We start from the raw sequence: 20,333 nt of genomic DNA on the forward strand, positions 1-20,333 counted from the left end.
CCTCAACGGCAAGAAAGAGGACCCGATGCAGCCGACGTACACCGGAGGGGTAAAAGCCTTCCCCAGCATTGACGCCCGCACGACGCGCAAAGCCACGATCATCGCCTTCCTGGCCTGGCTTTTCGCCATCTACGACTACATTCTCTTCGGCACTCTCCTGCCCGATATCGCATCGCACTTCGGGTGGACTAACGAGACCGCGTCGCTCATTTCCACGCTCGTCTCCGTCGTCACCGGCATCGTCGCTCTCGCGGTGGGGCCGGTCGTGGACAAAATCGGCCGACGCCGCGGCATGATCATGACCGTCACCGGGACCGCAGTCGGCTCGGCGCTGAGTGGACTGGCGCCAGGCGCCGGCTACCTGGTCGGCGTTCGATCGCTCGGCGGACTCGGGTTGTCCGAGGCGGCGGTGAACGCGACTTACCTGAACGAGATCTACGATGTCACCGAAGACGAGAAAATCAAGCGGAACCGCGGGCTCGCGTACAGCTTCGTTCAGGGCGGCTGGCCGCTGGGAGTGGTGGTAGCCGCGACCTTCGCCGCCATCTTCCTGCCGCTGGTCGGCTGGCGTGGCTGCTTTCTCTTGGCCTCTTTCCCCGCTGTGATCATCGCACTCCTGCGCCGCGGCCTGAAGGAGAGCCCGCAGTTCGAACTGCAGGTCAAGCTGAGCGGCCTACGCAAGCAGGGAAAGCACCGTGAGGCAGCTGAACTGGCCCAGGAATACGGCGTCGATGAGAGGCCGGCTGCACCACTGCGCGCAATCTTCGCTCGCGGCTCCGCACGCAACACGATCGTGCTCGGGTTCGCATGGGTGGCCAACTGGTTCGGCATCCAGATCTTTGGCGTTCTCGGCACCACCGTCCTGACGGAAGGCAAGGGTGTCAGCTTCACCGGTTCGCTGATCATGCTGATCGTGATCAACGCCGTCGGCTACCTCGGCTACATCTTCCACGGCTGGGCCGGTGACAAGTTCGGCCGCCGTAACGTGATTGCCGTTGGCTGGCTCATTTCCGGCGTGCTGTTCGTGATTATGCTGACTGCGGCGAGCGGCACGTTCGTGGTTGTCACGCTCTATTCGCTTGGCATGTTCTTCCTCATCGGTCCATATGCGGCCTTGCTGTTCTACATGGGAGAGTGCTATCAGACGAACTGCCGGGCGACCGGCACGGCTTTCCTGAACGCACTTTCCCAGCCAGGTGCCATTCTTGCCGGTGTCATCAGCACCGCCATGCTGGCATCGGGCTCCGGATGGAACGAAGCCGCACTGGTGGTCGGCGCTGTGGCCACCGTCGCTTCCGGAATCATCATGTTCGGCGCACGCAAAGTGGACACGCCGAGTGCGCCCCTGGCTGAGCAGCCGGGCAAAGTGAAAACAGATCGAAACGAGGTGAACGGATGACATCGCAGACTGCCACGAGCACTGTGGCCGTCGACCGTGACGGCGTATCAGGACGGTTGACGGCGATATACAAGTATCCGATCAAGGGGCTGTCGCCGCAGAAATTGGATCGCGCCGAAATCGTTGCGGGAAGCGGTATTCCAGGTGACCGTAGGTACGCCCTGGCGCGTCCGCACGGCGCATACCGGCCAGGGCTGCCCCACGCCGTGTCCAAACAGGAATATTTCATGCTGGCTCGCGACGCCCGACTGGCCGGCTTGTCGACCACGCTGGCATCGGACGGGTGTTCGCTCACGGTCAAGGTGCGCGAGCACGTCGTCTTCGAAGCCGATCTAAGTGTGGCCTCCGGTCGGCGCGCAACCGAGCGGTTCTTCGGACGGGTGCTCGGCTGCGATGAGCCGGACATGCCGGTGCTCGCGCAGGAGGAGGGACGACGGTTCACCGACATCTCCGTGGTTTCCTTCGACATGATGGAAGCGGTCTCGCTGATCAACCTGGCCACCGTACGGGCGCTGGAGGAGAAGTGGGGTGCCGCGGTCGACCCGCTCCGTTTCCGCGCGAACCTGTACATCGATCTCGACCGGCCGTTCGTCGAGCGGGACCTGCTCGGTGTGCCCATCCAGGTCGGTCCGGTGCGAATGACCGTGGTCCGCGTCACCAAACGATGCGCCGCCACTGAAGTCAACCCCGCGAACGCCGCACGAGATCTGCCGATTCCACGACTGCTCGTTGAGCACTACGGAGATGCGATCATGGGCGTCTACGCCAAGATCGATGCCGGTGGGACTCTCGAACCCGGACAACTTGTGCGTGTGGGGGAATGACGGAACCCGAAATGCCATCCGAGCTCCCCTTGGAGATCGTCGGCAAAACCATGCTCACGCCGCGGATCTGCCGGTTCGAGTTCGCCGACCCGAGCGGCGCGCCGCTTCCGGCCTACGCCGCTGGTGCACACGTCACCGTGCACACGCCGAGCGGCCTCACGCGCAGCTACTCGCTGAACGAGCCCGGCAGCAATAGCCCCTACCGGTACGTCGTCGCGGTAGCCCGAAACGACGAAACCGGCGGTTCAGCCAGCCTCCACGGCGACACGAAAGTCGGCGACCACATCACGGTCTCCAGACCACGCAACGCCTTCGGCCTGAGCAGTCGGGCGAGGGACCACCTGTTGGTCGCCGGCGGAATCGGCATCACTCCGATCCGCTCCATGCTGCACGAGTTGCGACGGGACCGACCGCAAGACCGTGTTCGGCTCCTGTACCTCACCCGTCGGCCTGAGGACACCGCCTATCTGGAGGAGCTCAGCGCACTGGGGCCGGAAGTGGTACGGATCCACCACAGCGATCTATCCGGACAGCTCGATCTGTGGGAATACCTCGGGGAGCCTGGCAAGGCCCATGTGTACTGTTGCGGCCCGAAACCGTTGATGAACCATGTCCGAGCATTGACGATGCACTGGGATCCGAGGCACGTCCATTTCGAAGACTTCGTCGGCGTGGCTGCCGGTCGACCTGGTGATCGCGCGTTCGCGGTCATCTGGGAGCCGACGAACGCAGTGATCGAAGTGGCGCCCGACCAAACCATCGTGGAGGCTCTCCGCGAAGCGGGAATTCAGGCTGCCAGCTCGTGCAACGCCGGCGCCTGTGGCACGTGCATGCTCCGCGTCCTCGCCGGCACCGTCGAACACCGTGATCTCGTGCTCACCGAAGATGAGCGGGAGACGATGATCAGCGCCTGCGTGTCGCGCGCTGTAACGCCGACTCTGGAGCTCGCCCCGATCGGGTGAGCGCGGTCATCACCTCCGTCAAGGTGACGCCCACGTCCGTCGTCCAGTCGGCGACGAACCGCAAGGCGGTCGCCATCGAGGTCCACACCAACGCCGAGACGGACAGCGTCACCGCGGACCTCACCCCCGTCAAGGGCACTGGTGCCGGGTTCATCGTCCTGAAGAAGGTGGGCGCCGGTCTGTGGACCGGCTCCGAGTACATCTACAACTACGACGCGCCGGGCACCTGGAACGTCGACGTCGAGGCCACGGACAACGAGTCCGACAACCCCGAGGCCAAGAAGACGGTCCAGATCTCCGTCAAGCGGAACATCTCCATCTCGAGGTTCAAGGCCGCCCCGGCGAAGGTGAAGAAGGGCAAGAAGGTCACCGTCTCCGGCGTCCTCAAGCGCTGGAACGGCTCCTACGCCTACGCCGGGTTCAAGGGCCAGAAGGTCACGCTCTACTTCAAGAAGAAGGGCGCGAAGACCTACACCTACGCCGGCTCGGTCACGACCGGTAAGGGCGGCGCGTTCACCAAGAAGTTCACGGCGTCCAAGTCCGGCACCTGGCAGGCGCGGTACGCCGGCAGCACCATCTACGTCGCGGCGGTCTCCGCCACGGCCACCGTAACCGTCCGCTAGCCGGACGGAACGAGCCGGAGTTCTCCCCCGGAACGACCACCGAGAACTCCGGTCCCCGCTCACGCCGTCCCCGCCGGTGGGCTGGTCGAATTTCGCGTGTACTCGTCGGTGTCAGCGGCGCCGTAAAACTGCTGCCTGACTTCCCCGTCGCCGTTGCCACTCTGCCGTCGCCGTAGTCACTTTGCCACCGAGGTTGACGGCGCGCTGCCGGATTCGCTCCGATATGAGCGTCAACAACGACGCCAAAGGTCGGGGCGGTACGGAGCGGGTCCTCCTCAGCGGGCGAGAACCGGGAAGTACGCCGCCCATTCCATCGCCAGATCCGGGCGAATCGCCGGGGGCCGTACGCCGCGCCGCCCGGGATGACCGGTCGTACAGCGGGAGCACCCCGGCGTCGATGGTGAAGTAGCAGCTGAGATCGAAGCCCAACGATGCCTCCTGTCCTCCAAAGCCCTGGCCGGGGCGGCGCACCCACGCTGAGCCATGCTCCCGCAGGTGCCGCCGGGTAGTGGGACGCGGTCAGCCGCGCAGTCGCACGTGATAAACCCGTGGCGACGTAGGCCGTCATCCCACGACAATGGCCGACGTGGAAGAGGTCGAGGTCGTCGTCGCCCATTCCGAGCGCGCGACCCTGCGCGTCGGCGACGTGTTCCTGAAGATCGACGCTGATCAGACGCGCACCGACGTCGAGGTCGGGGCAATGGCTCTGGCGCCGATCCCGAGTCCGCAGGTTCTGTGGCGCAAGCCACCCGTGCTCGCGCTCGCCGCCCTCCCAGGAACGGCACTCGGCCGCTTGGGCGAGCCGTCGACCGCGTCGCCGGCGGCGTGGGCCGCGGCGGGCGCCGCCGCACGCACGCTGCACGACGCGCCGCTGCCGCCCTGGCCCGGTCGGAGCCTCGACGAGATCGCATCGCAGCTCGACGGCGAATGCGAGTGGCTCGTTGCGAACGGCGTCCTCCCCGCCGACCTGGTCACGGTCAACCGCCGGGTCGCCGAGGCCGCGCTCCGGTCTTGGACACCGGTATTCACACATGGCGACCTGCAGATCACCCACGTGTTCGTCGACGGCGACAAGATCACCGGCGTGATCGACTGGTCCGAGGCGGGGCAGGGCGACGCCCTGTACGACCTCGCCACTCTGACGCTCGGACACGAGGAGCACTTGGGCGACGTCGTGGCCGGCTACGGCACCGACGTCGACCTCGACGTGATCCGCGCGTGGTGGTCGTTGCGAAGCCTGCTGGTGGTCCGCTGGCTGGTCGAACACGGCTTCGACCCGTCCGCCCCAGGCTGCGAGGTCGACGTGCTGAGATCCCGGATGTGAGGCTGCCCGAGCCTGGTGGTCCGGGTCGGCCCATTCTGAACGAGCCGAATGGGCCGACCCGGACCACCACAGGCCTTGACGCTGTCAACCGGATCAGCAGCTTTGACCGAGCGAAGCGAGAACACGGTACCTGGGCGTCACGGTCGGGCTGAGGGTGCCACTCCGGGGCGACGGGTCGGTTACGGCGTTATCGCTTTGCCGCCGAAGGTCACGACGAGGTGGCCGTCCGCGGCGAAGGACCATTGCGGGGTGCCGGCGTAGGAGGAGCACCGGGACCCGTTCGAGCCGGACCAGAACTGGTTCGAACTGTTGGCGTCACCGACGACCTTGTCGTTCGATCCGCTGCTGCCACGGCACGAAGTGTTGTTCCGGAACACCGAGGTGCCCTTGTCGAATGAGAAGTTGCGCTCAGTGTTGTCGATGCTGACGTTGTCCGAGATCGTCATCGTGCCGGGGTTGCTGTTGTAGGTGAACCCGTGATGGCCGTTGTGGTAGGCGATATCGCGCTGGACGATGTGATTGACCTTGATGTCGTCGCCGCCGAGCTTGTAGCCGTTGCGGTCACCGTTCTTGTTCTGGGTGCCGTTGGAGAGCGTGCCGTTGTTGTAGGAGTAGGAGTCCTCGATGGTCACCGGGCCGATGGCTCCGGTGTCCTTCTTGGTGTAGAGGTCCCAGCCGTCGTCGATGTTGTTGTGGGACACGTCGTAGCGGAAGACGTTCCCGGGGCCGGCGGTGAGCTTGGCGGCGAAGCCGTCGGCGTTCTCGCCGCCGGAGTCGGCGTTGTCGTGCGACTCCGCGCTCACGACGAGGTTGTTGGAGGGCCATTGGTCCTTGGGGGTGCTGGAGGCCACCCGTGAGATCTGCAGCCCCGTGTCGTGGTTGAACGCCGTCACCGTACGCTCGATGACGTTGTTACTGCCGCCGACAAAGATCCCGTTGTCACCGGCGTGCTCGACGACGATGCCGTAGACGTGCCAGTACGACCCGTTCAGGGCAAGCCCGCGGTTCGCCGGGTCCTCGCTCATGGCCGAGAAGTCCAGCACCGGGGTCTCACCTGGGTAGGCGGACAGTTCCTTGCGGGCGCTCGAGGTGCCGTTGTTGCCCGGCGCGATGGTGACCGTCTGTGAGTAGCCGTAAGTTCCGCCGCGCATGTAGATCTTCCCGCCGGCGGTGACGCGGGTTATCGCCGAGGTGAGCGTCGTCGGGTCCGCCTGAGTTCCAGCCGCGCTGTCTTTGCCGTTCGGCGCCACGTACAGCGTGTCGGACGCCGCGTGCGCGGCGTTCAACGCGACCAGCGTCGCCGCGGCAGGGAGCACCACCGCGGTCAACCCGGCTCCTACCACCGCTCTGACTCTTTTTCGCCGAGGCATGGCCTTCCTCCTTCATGAGGACTTTCCCTATCCGGGTGTCCGAAGTTAGGAAAAGCTTTTCCTGTCGACAAGGTAACTGCGTTCAGTAGTTGAGATCCGCTACTCATATCCGAATCGCGGTTGTGACGGTGTACGTGGCAGAAAGCCCATCCGTGCAGGTGAGAGCCGCGATATCCGGTCCCCCAGGACGCAGGATCCCTGACGACGCGCGAATTCCGCCCCCTACGGCCCCTTGAAAGTTTCACGAATAGCGCCCCTTCGTGACAACTTGTCACCACTGGGTATCGGCGCAGCTAAGCGCGCGTACCGTGGCGCCGCCGTCGCCACTCTGCCGCCGAGGTTGACGGCACGCCGTCGGATTCCTCCCGATACGGGCGTCAACAACGGCGCCGAGGTTGAGGCGCGGTCATGCAATGCTCGTGAACATGGCAGAGCTGGTCTTGTTCGACCTCGACGGGACACTGGTCGATCACCGCAGCGCCGTACTCACGGCGATCAGCGAACTCATCCGCCCCTACACCGACACCGCGCTTCCCGCTGACCGGCTCGTGCGGCAATGGTGGACACTCGAACGACATCACATGGACGAATACCTGGCAGGCCGGTGTTCGTTCACGGAGCAACGCCGCCGCCGACTGCGGTCCTTCCTGCCACTCCTGGGCGAGCCGGTATCCGACGACGCGGCCTTGGACGCCTGGTTCGCAGAGCACTACCAATCGGCTTATGAGGCGGCATGGCGTCTCTACCCCGACGTGCTGCCCTGCCTGGCCAACCTGCACGCTCTCCCGGCAGCACCCCGGAAGGCCGTGCTCACCAATGGTGACCGTCACCAGCAACGGGCCAAGCTTGAACGCTTCGGCTTGATCGACTCCTTTGACGCCGTACTGACCTCCGACGAGCTCAACGTGGCCAAACCCGACCCGACGTGTTTCACCACCGCGTGTCGGCTTCTCGGTTCCCTTCCCCACGACACCATCTACGTCGGAGACTGGCTCGAAGGCGACGCGATCGCGGCGTCACGGGCCGGCCTCAGCGGGATCTGGATCGACCGCGGATTCCACCCCCTCACCGGCGAACCGACCTCGCACGCCGACCTATCCGATCCGACGGTCACACGAATCGAAGACCTGACACATCTCACCGGCGTCCAATGAGCCACCTCCTTCCTGCAATCTCTGCCGCCGGTGTAAACGGGACGCTGCCGGATTCGCCCCGATACGGGCGTCAACGACGACGCCAAGGTTGAGGCGGTGCGGAAGGGTCCTCCCTCAGTAGGCGAGGACCGGGAAGTACGCCGCCCATTCAACAGCCAGGTCCCGGGGAATCGCGAGGAGCCCTCCCACCTCGTACGGTCGCCGTCGGCGGGCTGGCGGCTCGGCCTCGCGCGGGAGGCGGATCGAGCCCACTGCGGACCGTCACTTATGAAGCAGCCACCCGCTCCATAACGCGTCACCGTCAGTAGTCGGAACTACGCAGGGCTCATTTTTCGGTTGGTCGCAAAAACGACTCGGGCCGGTTGCCGCATTGCCTCACTCTCGCGAATGACTTACAGTCACCAATCGGTTGCGAAGAGTGCTCAACTGCTCTACGTGACAGCCACGTCGCCTCACAACCATCGACCCTCCTTAGGAGGTCACATCATGATGATCCGCAGGCTCGTCCGGGTGGCGCCGCCGGTGCTGCTGGCCGTGATGGCCCTGGGCGCCCCGACGGCTGCGTCCGCCTCCCCGGCGCCACCGGAGCGCGCGACCATCACCGCGCTGGACTACAACAGCACCGGCTGGAAATATCGGCAGGTGCCGTCGCCCAGCGTCGTGCCCGGATTCCAGGATCCGGACTTCGACGACAGCGGATGGTCGACCGGGCAGGCGGCCTTCGGCACGACCACCGGCTGCCCGTTCAACGCCTCGGTCAAGACCCCCTGGCAGCCCAACACCGACATCCTGGTGCGGCACTGGCTCCGCATCCCGCGCTTCGCACAGGACGTCCGCATCCAGGGCACCATCGACAACGACGCCCAGGTCTACCTCAACGGCCGGCTCCTGCAGACCGTCCGCAGCGGCTACTGCCGAGCCAACACCATCGACGTCACCGTTCCGCAGAACGTCCTAGAGCGCTGCAATCTGCTCGCCATCCGCGGCCACGACTACGGCGCGTCCACCTTCCTCGACGTCCGGGTCACCTACACCCGGCCCGGCCCGGCCTGACCCGATCCGCCACCCGATGCCTCGGTGCGGGGCGCCGGTCTTCGGCTCCGCACCGGGCTACGGCGATGCGACGGCAGGCTCGCTACTTGCGGCCGGTGACACGGACCTGGGTGGTGGGCTATGTCGGATGCCTGCCCTTCCCGGCGCGGTGGCGGCCTCCCCGGCCGGGCGGGTCGAGGTCGGCGAGGAAGTTACGTGCGTGGTGGGGATACTTGGTGACCAGGATCTGGAGCTGCTGGACCTCCGCGACCTGCGACGTCCCGGTGAACCGCATGGAGTCGAGCATCGCGTGGAACTCCGCGATCGAGTGCTGGAGCCGCTCCTCCGGCGTCATCCCTTCGACGCCTCCCCCACGACGCGCGGCTCCGGGAAAGTCGTCTCGCACCACACGACACGTCCGGCCTCGCTGGTGTACGTGCCCCATCGGCCGCCGGTGAGGATGTCGACCATGCGCAGCCCGCGCCCTCCGGTCGCGTCCGGTCCAGCGTCGGCGATCCGGGGGACCCGATCAACGCTTCCGGCATCCGCCACTTCGACGTGGATCGCGTCGGCGAGGGCGGCGAGCGTGATCGTCACAGTGGCGGAGCCGGAATGGCGGATCGCGTTCGTCACCAATTCGCAGGCGAGGAGGACGACGTCGTCGGCGACCGCCTCGTAGGCCGGGACGAGCATGTCGTACGCCCACCGCCGCATTCGGCCGACCTCCGATGCCGCCGCCGGAATTTCGAGTTCTCCGAGAATTCTCAGCTCGGTCGTTTCGCGGGATGCCATATTCCGTTCTCCCGTCGTCTTCGTTGGGCCTCCACAATGCCGCGCGCCGACTACAATGCGTACGCGACCGAATACGCAGTACGAACACCAGAAGACGAACGAGGGGTTCTCGAAGAAACCTGAACTCCGGCGCGGAGGTACCAAATGGGCAATCCCCCCAGCCCAACACTGATCAAACTGGGCGCGGCGATCCGCCGCTACCGGCAGGCCGACGGGCTCACCCAGGCACAGCTCGCACAACGGGTCAATTACTCCGAAGGCTGGCTGAGCAACCTCGAGACCGGCCAGCTCCGCCCCAAAGGCAAGGCCGTCGGCTCCGTCGAGAAGGCACTCGCCCTGCCCGCCGGGGCCCTCATGGACCTCTACGACCTGCTCACCGAGGAGACCCCACCCGGCTGGTTCCGCCCCTGGCTCGAAGAGGAGCGCGCCGCCACCGTCCTCCGCTCATTTGAGCCCATGGTCGTCCCAGGGCTGCTCCAGCACGAGGAGTACGCGCGCTCGCTGCTGAACGGCGACGAGGCGGCCGTGACCGCGCGGCTGGAGCGCCAAGAGATCCTGTCCCGCGACAATCCTCCGACTCTTCGCTGCGTCCTCGACGAGATGGTCCTCTATCGCCAGGTAGGGGACACCGCCGTCATGCGCGCGCAGCTGGAGCACCTAGTAAGCCGCATATCACCGCTGATAACGATTCAGGTGGTTCCCGCCACCGCGAATCCACACAGAGGGGGCGGGTTCCTTCTCGCCACCGTCGACGGTGGCGAGGTAGCCTACGTCGAAACGGCCGTCCGTGGCATGGTCACCAGCAACCGGGAGGACATCTCCGTCCTGTCGAACACCTGGGAGTCCATCCGGACTTTCACCCTGTCACAGCAGGAGTCGGTCGACCTCATCATGAAGGTGGTGGCGGAAAGATGGACCTGAGCCGCGCCGAATGGCGTAAGTCGACCCGTAGCACCGAGAACGGCGGTAACTGCGTCGAAGTCACCGTCCTCGAGCGCGACTGATCCCCCTTAGGGGCGGCCGAAAATGGACTTTAGCTGCGCCGAATGGCGTAAGTCCGTCCGCAGCGGTGAGAACGGCGGCCCTTGCGTCGAGGTGATCGTCTTCGAGGGCGTTCAGGTGGCGCGGTCTTAGAAGGATGGCCGAGCATCGTCGTTGCGGGCGTACGGTCGTACCGATCGCGTCCGGGGATGGATTTTCGCTCAAGCAGGTAACGATTCGTGCCCGGGCCGAGTCGTGGTCCGAGCCGGAAACGCCGGTCGGGCATCAGCTCATGTTCGTGCGGCGTGGTGTGTTCCGGGCGCGAGTCGGCGGCCACACGCTCCTGGCGGATCCGACGGTCGCCTACCTCGGCGGCCCTGCCCAGGAGCAGAGCATCGCCCATCGGGTGGGGGCAGAGGACACCTGCACCGCCCTGGTGATGTCGGAGTCCTTCATGGTCGAACTCACGGAAGGGACGCCGGTACACCCCTCGGTTCCAGTGACCGGTGACCTCGCCGTCGCGCATCGCCTGCTGTCCGCCAGGGCACGCCGGTCCGCCGATTCCTTCGAACTGGCCGAGATGACCATCCGGCTGGTGGGCCGGCTGCTCGCGACGCCGGCCCCGATGCAGCAGGCGGCCAGGCGAGCGACGACTGCGGCCGCGCAGCGAACGCTGGTGGACGCGGCAAGGGAACTGCTGACCGGCGACCCGAGCACGCTCGGGCTGCGGGAGATCGCCCAGCGCCTTGGGTGCTCTCCGTACCACCTCAGCCGCATCTTCCGCCGCCAGACCGGGATGACCTTGACCGGATACCGGAACCGCATCCGCGTGCACCTCGCCCTGGACGCGATCGAAGCGGGGAAGTCCGATCTGGCAGATCTGGCGGCCGAGCTGGGCTTTGCCGACCACGCGCATCTGACCCGAACGGTTCGCGGCGAATGCGGCCACACCCCGCAAGCGCTGCGACGACTTCTGGCGGCGCCGAACTGAGCAAAGATCTTCAAGCGTCGGCGTTGCGGCCCGGCCGACACTCATCTGGTCCGCACAACCCCGGCAGCGCAGGAGACAGCCCGACATGATCGCTCGAGTGTGGCAAGCCCGGACCAGCGGCCCAGAGACCACCGAGAAGTATCGCCAGGTCTTCGAAGCGGAAGTCCTCGCAAACCTCTGTGGTATTGACGGTTTTCACGGTGCCTACCTGCTTGCCCGGCAAGAGCGCGGATCCGTGCACATCAGGACCCTGACCCTGTTCGAGTCCATCGATGCCATCAAGCGATTCGCCGTCGACGATCACGAACGCGAGCACGTCACGTCGGCGGCCCGCGCCACCTTGCTCGACTCAGATCCCGCCATCCGGCACTTCGACGTGCTCACCGCATTCCCCCAAGCCTGACCACGCTTGCCGGTTTCTCATCCGGGACCGTGACGGCGAGTTCTCCCGCCCGTTCGATGAGGTGTTCGCCGCCAGTGGCGTGCGGGTCATCAGGACGCCGGTCCGGTCGCCGCGGGCGAAGGCGTTCGCGGAGCGGTTCGCAGGAACGCTACCGCGCAGCTCAGCGGCAGCAGACGTCGCATCTCGCGGCCACGTGGCGCAGATATTCGAGAACTCGTTGATCATCGTCGAATAATTCAAAAATCGTTGAAGAATTTAGCCATCGCTGAAGTGATTTCCCTCCCAATCGATCGCCAACTACCCTCACCTGATCACCCGATTCACGCGGTTCTTCCAGCGGATCGGATTAATGGAAGGGGAGGATGGCATGGAAGGGCCCGTCCACGACATGGCGGCGAATTTCAAACAGCGACTGGAGGAGTTGCAGCAACTCCAGCGCAACGTCGCCGACGTGAAGGCAACCGCACGGACGCGAAATGGCGACGTATGGGTGGAGGTCGGATCGCGCGGAAATCTGCGCGACATCCAGTTCTCACCACAGGCGTTGAAACGGATGAGCGCCCAGCAGTTGACCCATACGATTCTGGCCCTGATAGCCGAGGCGAGCGAACAGGCAACAGGCCAGGCGAAAGAAATGACTGCGGCTTTTTTGCCCGAGGAGATGGCCGATCGCCTTCGTGCTGGCGAACAAGATTTGATGGCATTCTTTCCAAAAGCTCCTCGCATCCTCGAATTTTCCCAGGACTAGTCAATGGGTGCGCCGGATCATGAGGTCAGGTTCGACACGTGGACCAAGGCCGGACGGGGGATGGACGGCGCGGCCGATACGTTGGCTTCGACGGTCGATACGTTGTGTCATGAGTTGGCTGGAGCCGGAGCGCCGTGGGGTCAGGACGATATCGGTCAGGCATTCTTTAATGGCTCTGGTGAGGTTTCCGGGTTCGGAGTCGCGCGGGATTCGGTGTTGTCGGCATTGGCCGATATGGTCAATTTGTTGCGGGCGACCGGCGGCAACCTGATTATCAGTGGCAATAACGATCGACTGGCCGAGGACGCCTCCACGATAGGCGCTGCGGTCCCCGAAGGCGCAGAGACGAACGCGCTGGCGCAAAAGGATCCCTACCGGCTGCCGCAGGTGAGTGAGAGTTTGGCGCGTTCGGATCCACCGCCGGGTGTGGTCCAGCAGATCTTGGGGTTCTTGGAGACCCTGGTCGGGGGAATCCAGTGGCCCGATGGAGATATGGACGGGCTAGGGCGGATCAAGAATGCGTTCACCACCGCGGCAACCGCGATCCTGGGGGTGGCCCAGGACGTGGAGGAGCATGCTCGGACGGTGACCGCGAACAACGCGGGCGATGCGGTGGACGCATTCGCCACGTTCGCGGCGGCATTGCACGGTGGCGGCGAAGACGGGGGGTTGTTGTGGCTGGCCGGGATGTGTCAGTGGCTGGCCGACTCCGTCGATTTTTTGATGAGGCAAAAGGACGCTGCTCGGCTTCAGTTCGAGCTTTCGTGTGCCTTCTTGGTGTTGACCTGGGCCATCGCGTGGGCGATCTCGTGGATCACCGGTGGAGGCTCGGTTGCCGCCGCCGAGGCGGCCACCGAGGTCGAAGGGTTCGCCCTCAGATCCTTCCTGAGGTCGATCGCAACGACGGTCGCCAAGGCGGCCGTGGGAGGTGCGTGGTTCGCCGGGGGCATGGATCTGGCCGGGCAGTACGCCCGCATCCACGAAGGCATACAAAAGGACTTCGACGGTGACGAGTTCGCCCACGCCCTGGAGGAAGGTGCGATCGCCGGCGCGGTGATGGGCGGAGCCGGCGGTGCGGTCGCCGCCCGCAGCACGCCCTTCACCACCAAACTGGCCGACTTGATGGCATCATCGGGCCTGGCCCGTGCCGGGTTCGCCGGGGTCACCGGTACCGCGGGCAACATCGCCGCCCAAGGCCTGGTCGAACACAAAGTCGATCTCGGCCAGGCGGCCGCCTTCGGGTTCGGCATGGCAGGCCTCGGGTACGCGGGCGAGGTCGGCAAACACGTCCTTGGCCAAACAGCCGCCCCCGGCAATAGAGCCACGTCGACCGGCGGCGATATCCCCAACAATCGCGGCTATCCCAATTACTCCGCCAAAGGTGTCGGCTACGACATCGAGGGCCAAGTCGTCGGCGATGGAACCGGCGGCCACACCGACTCTCCTGCTCGCGTCGAGTCCGCCGGCCAGACGGACCTCGCCGACCACACCGACGCCGGCCACGGTGGGACCGTCGAAACCACGGACCGTCAACCCCACGCGGACTCCTCCTCTTACGACCCTGTCTCCACGCGAAGCGATTCGGCGGGAGGAACGGAAACCGCCGGTGACGGGGCCACAACGGCCGGATACCAGAACTCGATCGACGGCATCATCAACGAGAACCCCACTCATCCCAGTCCGGAAACCGGCACGGATGTCCACGCCGGACCGAATGGCCAGATGGCCAACTCCCTCGGTGGGCATGGCCCGGACATCGGAGTCGTCGGCGAGAGCCATCACGGCGGTGTCGGCATCACCGATGGCGGCGTCGAGCCCACGGCAGGCAACGGCTCAGGCCCGGTCGTCGTCCATCATCGCGACGGCACCACCGTCGTCGACGGCCAAGGCATCCACCAGCCCGCCGACGGTGCCGGCCCTTCGGGCACCCCAGATCCCGGTCACGGCACCATGTCCGACCTGGCCGGCAACACCGGTCACACGCCGACCGCCCCCCAGGTCGAGCAACCCCCGGCCACCGGATCGGTCGCGGAGCCGGCCGGTTCGGCGCAGAGGGTCGTCCATGAGTCGCCTCCTCGGGATGTGCCGGTCGCGGTGGTGCCTCTTGATCAGGGCGGCCGAGGCTCCGCGCCCCACGAGGGTGGACCGGCGCGCACATCGAGCCGACCGGTCGAGTCGCGTTCACCTCAGACCTCGCGGTCCGAGGCCGGCTACGGGACACATCAGGACGAAAAGCCCGGCAACGCGCACCCAACGCCGGGTTCCGAGCATCAGGCCGGAGCGGTCGCAGCCGACCGATGGTCGGATGTGCCGGGCTTCGACCCGGGCCGTACGGGATCGGGGCCGCGGGAGGCACATCCGATCCGCAGCGCCGATCTGAACCCCGATACGCGGCAGCCACTGATGCCGGCGTACGGCAAGGACACACTCGCCGTGCTTCGGGGAGGGCACGCGTACGCGCTCACCGAGGGCGAGGCCCTGCAGGCATCCCAGTGGACACATCTCCGCGAAGACGCGACCGCGACGCCGGTCACCCGCGAACATCACCCGTTCGAGGACGCCTCGAAGGTCGACGTACGGCGCCTCGGTGTGACCGCCCAGGACGGCGGCGAGCGGTCCGTGACCGAGTTCACGGTCACGGTCCAGTACCACGCGGACCCGACGATGACATCGGAAGATGTCGTACGCGCCCAGTCGAACGTGCTGGATGCCGTGGACATCTACTACAACCACCAGCATCGGCTCGTGGACGGGTCGCAGCTTCACGTGCGCGTGGAGTTCGAGGAGGCCGGGTCGGCGGACGGCGCCGTACGGCTCCGTCCGGGCGATGGCATGGGCGAGGGTGAGCGGCCGGACATGCTCACCTTGTACGCCGACATGGACCCCGTCGCGATCGCGCATGAGGTCGGGCACCACCTCGATCTGCACGACGAGTACGCCGACCCCGGGCGGCCGGGTGCCGAGACGCTCACCGCGCCAGGTGTTACGCGTGAGCCCAACCTGATGGGCGACGGCCTCCGCTCCTGGGCGGATCGGACGCTGATCGTGGATCACAATGGGCACCCGGTTCCCTCCACCGCGGGTCTCCGCGACCGCCATCTGATCGCCATGCAGGGGCTCGCCGATCGCGCCGCGCCCGGCGCGCCGGACGTCCACGGGGTCGCCGGCCCGATGGTGCCGGTCGAGCATGCGGTCCGGGAGAATCGCCCGCTGGACCCACCCGACCATGTGCGGGAGCTGCTCGATCGGGTCGGCGAGGATGGCCGGCCGGTGTTCCCGGCCGAGGGCCGCGATGCTCTCGAACACGCCGTACTGCTCGACCGGATGCACGTGCTGTTCGGCGATGAGGCTCGAACGGCCGGCCATCTCCGGTACACCGAAGCGCTCACCGACGCGGCCGGCCGGCTTTATGAGACGGCGCCGGACTACTCCTTCCGTGAACCCGACCTGCACGGGCTACGCCATCTCGCTGATGTCGTCGGCGCGTCTCCGGAGGGAGCTCTCCCTCATGCCGACCTCCTCCACGAGCTCGCCCATCAGACCCTCGGCCGGAACCCGACGCCGCGGGAGGTCGAGGCCCTGACCAGGCTCGCCGAACACCTGAACGACCGCATGGACGGCCGACGTCCACGCGAAAACCCCTCCGACGCCCTCCATCGCGCCGCGGCCGACCGGCTCGGTACCGCACCCGGCCCTGAGACCACCCGCCGGGCGATCGGCCAACTCGCCGCAGAGCACCCGCACGCACCCGACCCGGGCGGCGAACACCCGGTACCGCGCATGGGCAAATACGAGCGCGATAAGAGGCAGAGAATTGATGCGGCCAATTCCGCAATGCGCGATTTCGAGGAGAGAATAGGCCGCCGCCTGTCCCCGCAGGAGAGACATAGGATGCGCCAGAACATCCACGATGATCTCGACGCAATAGAACGTGAGAAAAGATCGGATAGCAGTTGGCGGCCGGGTTACCGGAACAATACCCGGGCAGGCATCGAACGGCGGTATGATAAGAATGGAAATCTGGTCGACGCAAACACTGGCGAAATCATCCCGAAGGGGAGAGCGGACATTGGCCATAAGCCGGGGTACGAGTGGAAGGATTTTTACAGCCAGGCCAAGAAAATGAAGCTGACCGATGCACAGATTAGGGAGCTGGCACAGTACTCTGACGCCTATCACATGGAATTGGACACAAATAACCGAGGCCACAAATACGAGCAGGGAGGCGGCGCTAGCAAATTTCTCGAGGGTCACAAAAAGCATTCGGATGGAAGTGTTACCGTCAGAGGTCTTAGAATATATCCTGACGGCAGGGTGATTGACGCCGAAACCAAAAAGCCGATCAAGAAGAGCGACGTCCCCAAGAGCTGGAAGAGGGAGCAGAAGAAAGCCGAGGAGGCCGCAAAGAAGGAAATAGCCGAGACGAATAAGTACCTGAATAACGTGGCACAGAAATCCAATCCGACCGCGAAGGAACGAAAGGCGCTAGAGCTGCAGCAGCAGGCGAGCGAGAAGGCAAAGAAAGCCGAGAACGCCGTGTTCTTCAAAGGTTCCGCCCAAAAGGAGGCGATGGAAGCACAGCGGAAAGCCGACGAAGCCATTGAGAAGGCCAAAAAGAAGTGGTGGCAATGAGCACACCTTCCATGAGGCTCTATCTCGACCGTCTTAACGAATGGGCGGGCGACGAGCCGGAAAGTCACCTGGTGACACCCAGTGAGGCTGAACTGCCGGTGTTCACCTTCACCTACCGAGGCCAGTTCGGCGAGAACACGATATCGGGCTTCACCTACGGTCTCTCGCTGGTCCGGCATCCTGACTGGCGGTTGGGCAGCCCAGAACTCTTCATCAGCATGGACTCCGAAAATTTGAACTGGACGCTTGCCGCCGGCTATGTCGCCACCGCATGGAGAGGCGAGAAGCGGTACAGCGCCGGAGATGCCTTCGATCTCGGCGATCCGATCAGCCCGGATGAGTCCGAAATGTCGGTACTACTCCTCTTCCTGGCCACCGACCTGGATCCGGAGTTCACCCGCGTAGAACTTCCGGACCGCGTTATCAATATTGTTCAGCTTTATCCCATGTATGAGTCCGAGATGCCGCTGCTCGAAGAAAAGGGTCCGGCCGAATTTCTTTCTACGGAAGACGTGAACTTCCACGACCCGCGGCGCCGACCACTGAGCTAGGGACCCGGACCATCGTCGTTGACCGCAATACATCCCGCAGAAGCGGTGCGTGTCTCAACGGATCACCGACCGCTCGTCGTCACCACGCGTCGATCGTCGTCAGACCCTGTACGCCCGCGGTCTGGAGGCGGCCGTCGACGAAGGCCACCGCCAGTGGTGTCCGCGGGACCTTGACCTCGCCGATGAGCTCACCCGCCGGCAGGCGCCAGAGCCGGACGGCGCCGTCCTCCGCCGCGACCGCCAGATCGTTCTCCTCGAAGCACAGCGCCCGGATCGGTCCGTCGTTGCCGGGCAGCAGCGCGACCTGCGCACCGCTGGTGGCGTCCCACACCCGCACGCCCCCGTCGTAGCTCGCCGAGGCGAGCAGGCCATCGCCGAACGCCAGCGCGTACACCGGATACATATGGCCATGGATCGCCAACAACGGTCGGCCGGACACGGCGTCCCACGTCCGGACGACCCGGTCATAGCCGCCGGAGGCAATCACGAGGCGCCCGCCCACGCGGCCGGTCGCAACGGCGGCGATACCTCCCGTGTGGCCGAGCAGCCGTGCCCGTGGCGTGCCGGAGAGCGCGTCCCAGGTTCGCACCGTGGCGTCCGCGCTTCCGGAGATCAGAAGGTCTTCGGCGAACGCCAGAGACAGGACCGGCGCGGTATGCGGGGTCGGGACCTGAAGCTCGTCGCCGCTGCCGACGTCGTGGACCCGCACCGTGCCGTTGTCCGTACCGGAGATGAGACCATCCGGCCCGAAAGCGATCGCGCTGATCGCCCCGTCGGACGCGGGCACCGCACGGACGAGCGCTCCGTCGCTCCAGATCCGCAGGGAGCCGTCCTTGTAACCGGCCGCGACGACTCGCGGGCCCGTGGCCACGCAGCTCGGGACGAGCGGTTCGGCGGCCACCGTCGCGATCGGAGCACCGCTGAGAGCAGCCCAGAGCCGCACGCCGTCGTCCATTCCCGCTGTGACGACGGCCGGTCCGTCATCGACTGACAGGGATCCGATGCCAGTGAGCCAGCCGCTGTCCGCCGACCAGTCGGCCAGCGGCTCGCCGGTGGTCGCATCCCACGTGCGGACGGTGCCGTCCAGCGAGCATGAGCCGACCAGCAGGTGGCCACCGGCCGTGGTCAGCACGACGCCGGTAACGCTGTCGGTGTGCCCCGCCAACGTGTGGAGCTCACTCTCCCCGCTCAGGTCCCACAGCCGCACGACACCGTCCGCGCCACCGGACGCCACCAGTGCACGATCGCCGTCGCCGGCCATCGCGACCGCGTTGACCCAGCCGGTGTGACCGCGCAGCGTGCCGACGATGCGGCGGTCGGCGCCATCCCACACACGAACAACGCCGTCATCGGCGCCCGCGCAGATGAGGTCGCGCTCCGCGATCCGGGCGTGGCAGACACTCGTGAGCCCACCCTCACGGACCGAGATGGTGCCGAGATCGGCAGCGGTGTCAGCGGCCCATATCCGGATATCGCCGTCATCGCCCGCCGACAGCGCGACCGGGCGGCCGGCGATCTCGGCCGCCGCCACTCCGCTAACCGGCCCGCGATGGCCGGCCCTGGCGTGCAGCACTCCGCCCGTACGCACGTCGTACACCCTGATCACGCGGTCGTCGCCGGCCGAGGCGAGAAGGTCGCCTTCGCCGGCGGCAAGGGCGGCGGCACGAACCGGCGCTGGTACAGGAATAGCCGGCCCGAGAGGCGTTCGGTCGGGAAGCGAAGAAAGCGTGATGTCGTCCTGAACGACCGCGAATGCGGGACGTCGGCCGATGGTGCCGAACGCCGCCGCACCGGACACGATGCTCGCCGACTCGGAGCGTTCGGTCTCGCTCACCCGCCGGTGAACGACCCTCGGAAGCTCATCGACGGTGGACCGTACGGCCCCGCCACTCACCTGGCGTACGAGCGCGTCGAGAATCCGAAAGACATCGAGAATGGCCGGCTCGGTCGTATCGTTCCAGGCGAACACCGACTCCCCGACGGGCTCGACGATGAGCTCCCGGCGCGCGGCGCCCGGTGGGATCGAGGCAGGTGTGATCGTCGGGAAGCCGGATCGACTCAGCATGTCGAGGATCTGTGGCCACAACGCTCGTTCGAGCCTCGCGGTCCACCTCCGCAGCCCCGTGACGTCGCGATGATCCAGCCGCGCGCTGCCGTCGGGCCGCACGGTCAGTTCGAAGCGCCCCAACGCGTCGGCGGGGGAACCCGAACGGTAGAGGATCAGGGCGACGCCTCCGTCGGCCATACGGTCATCCTTCCCCGGCTCGATCGCGCACCATAATTGCTGCTGAGTATCAGCGTCCGCCGCCGTTAATGAATGTCACACGTATGAGCCATCCCACTGTTCCTTCTTGGGCGCGTTGACGATCAGACGATACGGACGCGACGACGGCTTCGGCCGGCATTTCATCATTCATCGAAGCGTCCGTTTACCTTCCGCGGGGAAGAGATGCGACCCCAGAGGAAAGCCACCAGCCGCGATCAACTTCTCGAACACGCGCTTAGACTGGCCTACATGGCGGGCCGGAGGGGGCCGGTCGGTTCGCG

The 20,333-nt window shown here is 65.7% G+C and carries 19 protein-coding genes; 15 read left to right on the forward strand and 4 right to left on the reverse strand.

Features of this window, described 5'->3' with window-relative positions; all coding sequences use genetic code 11:
• Positions 1 to 25 precede the first annotated feature (25 nt).
• The 5 genes from ACQP2O_RS35690 to ACQP2O_RS35710 all read left to right on the forward strand — a co-directional run bounded on the left by ACQP2O_RS35690 (position 26) and on the right by ACQP2O_RS35710 (position 5,132).
• Positions 26 to 1,399 (forward strand): MFS transporter, encoded by a 1,374-nt coding sequence (locus ACQP2O_RS35690; RefSeq protein ID WP_433172916.1) that lies wholly within the window; start codon positions 26 to 28, stop codon positions 1,397 to 1,399.
• Entirely contained in the window at positions 1,396 to 2,223 is an 828-nt protein-coding gene (locus tag ACQP2O_RS35695; RefSeq protein ID WP_433172918.1) for an MOSC domain-containing protein, read from the forward strand. The genes ACQP2O_RS35690 and ACQP2O_RS35695 overlap by 4 nt, the downstream gene beginning before the upstream one ends.
• Before the next feature lie 11 nt (positions 2,224 to 2,234).
• Positions 2,235 to 3,185, forward strand: a complete 951-nt coding sequence (locus ACQP2O_RS35700; protein WP_433172920.1) for a PDR/VanB family oxidoreductase — start codon at positions 2,235 to 2,237, stop codon at positions 3,183 to 3,185.
• On the forward strand, positions 3,182 to 3,808 hold the full coding sequence (locus ACQP2O_RS35705; protein ID WP_433172922.1) for a hypothetical protein: 627 nt from the start codon (positions 3,182 to 3,184) through the stop codon (positions 3,806 to 3,808). Before ACQP2O_RS35700 ends, ACQP2O_RS35705 begins: the two co-directional genes overlap by 4 nt.
• 577 nt (positions 3,809 to 4,385) lie before the next feature.
• Complete coding sequence (locus tag ACQP2O_RS35710; protein WP_433172924.1) at positions 4,386 to 5,132, forward strand: phosphotransferase; 747 nt, start codon at positions 4,386 to 4,388, stop codon at positions 5,130 to 5,132.
• Positions 5,133 to 5,311: 179 nt separating this feature from the next.
• On the opposite strand, the gene ACQP2O_RS35715 is transcribed toward ACQP2O_RS35710, so the two are convergent.
• Positions 5,312 to 6,460 (reverse strand): hypothetical protein, encoded by a 1,149-nt coding sequence (locus tag ACQP2O_RS35715; RefSeq protein ID WP_433172926.1) that lies wholly within the window; start codon positions 6,458 to 6,460, stop codon positions 5,312 to 5,314.
• Between the two features lie 467 nt (positions 6,461 to 6,927).
• Here ACQP2O_RS35715 and ACQP2O_RS35720 point away from each other — a divergent pair, with 467 nt between their 5' ends.
• Positions 6,928 to 7,656, forward strand: a complete 729-nt coding sequence (locus ACQP2O_RS35720) for an HAD family hydrolase (RefSeq protein WP_433172928.1) — start codon at positions 6,928 to 6,930, stop codon at positions 7,654 to 7,656.
• Between the two features lie 486 nt (positions 7,657 to 8,142).
• Positions 8,143 to 8,709, forward strand: coding sequence for a hypothetical protein (locus ACQP2O_RS35725; RefSeq protein WP_433172930.1), 567 nt, complete (start codon positions 8,143 to 8,145; stop codon positions 8,707 to 8,709).
• A 118-nt stretch (positions 8,710 to 8,827) separates the two neighbouring features.
• On the opposite strand, the gene ACQP2O_RS35730 is transcribed toward ACQP2O_RS35725, so the two are convergent.
• Both ACQP2O_RS35730 and ACQP2O_RS35735 read right to left on the reverse strand, forming a co-directional pair.
• On the reverse strand, positions 8,828 to 9,043 hold the full coding sequence (locus ACQP2O_RS35730) for a hypothetical protein (protein WP_433172932.1): 216 nt from the start codon (positions 9,041 to 9,043) through the stop codon (positions 8,828 to 8,830).
• On the reverse strand, positions 9,040 to 9,480 hold the full coding sequence (locus ACQP2O_RS35735) for an ATP-binding protein (RefSeq protein WP_433172934.1): 441 nt from the start codon (positions 9,478 to 9,480) through the stop codon (positions 9,040 to 9,042). Before ACQP2O_RS35735 ends, ACQP2O_RS35730 begins: the two co-directional genes overlap by 4 nt.
• A 144-nt stretch (positions 9,481 to 9,624) precedes the next feature.
• Here ACQP2O_RS35735 and ACQP2O_RS35740 point away from each other — a divergent pair, with 144 nt between their 5' ends.
• From ACQP2O_RS35740 to ACQP2O_RS35775, 8 genes are all read left to right on the forward strand, one after another.
• Complete coding sequence (locus ACQP2O_RS35740) at positions 9,625 to 10,401, forward strand: helix-turn-helix domain-containing protein (protein WP_433172936.1); 777 nt, start codon at positions 9,625 to 9,627, stop codon at positions 10,399 to 10,401.
• Entirely contained in the window at positions 10,392 to 10,484 is a 93-nt protein-coding gene (locus tag ACQP2O_RS35745; RefSeq protein ID WP_433172938.1) for a DUF397 domain-containing protein, read from the forward strand. Before ACQP2O_RS35740 ends, ACQP2O_RS35745 begins: the two co-directional genes overlap by 10 nt.
• Positions 10,485 to 10,506: 22 nt before the next feature.
• On the forward strand, positions 10,507 to 10,614 hold the full coding sequence (locus ACQP2O_RS35750; RefSeq protein ID WP_433172940.1) for a DUF397 domain-containing protein: 108 nt from the start codon (positions 10,507 to 10,509) through the stop codon (positions 10,612 to 10,614).
• Between the two features lie 4 nt (positions 10,615 to 10,618).
• Positions 10,619 to 11,452, forward strand: a complete 834-nt coding sequence (locus tag ACQP2O_RS35755) for a helix-turn-helix domain-containing protein (protein ID WP_433172942.1) — start codon at positions 10,619 to 10,621, stop codon at positions 11,450 to 11,452.
• 85 nt (positions 11,453 to 11,537) lie between these two features.
• Entirely contained in the window at positions 11,538 to 11,855 is a 318-nt protein-coding gene (locus ACQP2O_RS35760) for a hypothetical protein (RefSeq protein ID WP_433172944.1), read from the forward strand.
• Between the two features lie 367 nt (positions 11,856 to 12,222).
• Positions 12,223 to 12,603: a YbaB/EbfC family nucleoid-associated protein gene (locus ACQP2O_RS35765; RefSeq protein ID WP_433172946.1), complete on the forward strand. Its 381-nt coding sequence runs from the start codon at positions 12,223 to 12,225 to the stop codon at positions 12,601 to 12,603.
• Between the two features lie 3 nt (positions 12,604 to 12,606).
• A complete protein-coding gene (locus ACQP2O_RS35770; protein ID WP_433172948.1) occupies positions 12,607 to 17,235 on the forward strand; it encodes a GH-E family nuclease in 4,629 nt (1,542 codons plus the stop codon).
• An 11-nt stretch (positions 17,236 to 17,246) separates the two neighbouring features.
• On the forward strand, positions 17,247 to 17,786 hold the full coding sequence (locus tag ACQP2O_RS35775) for a suppressor of fused domain protein (RefSeq protein ID WP_433172950.1): 540 nt from the start codon (positions 17,247 to 17,249) through the stop codon (positions 17,784 to 17,786).
• A 79-nt stretch (positions 17,787 to 17,865) separates the two neighbouring features.
• Here ACQP2O_RS35775 and ACQP2O_RS35780 read toward each other — a convergent pair whose 3' ends face one another.
• A complete protein-coding gene (locus ACQP2O_RS35780) occupies positions 17,866 to 20,031 on the reverse strand; it encodes a WD40 repeat domain-containing protein (RefSeq protein WP_433172952.1) in 2,166 nt (721 codons plus the stop codon).
• Between the last annotated feature and the right edge of the window lie 302 nt (positions 20,032 to 20,333).

Origin of the sequence: Actinoallomurus sp. CA-150999, assembly GCF_050942425.1 — a bacterium.
GTDB lineage: Bacteria > Actinomycetota > Actinomycetes > Streptosporangiales > Streptosporangiaceae > Actinoallomurus.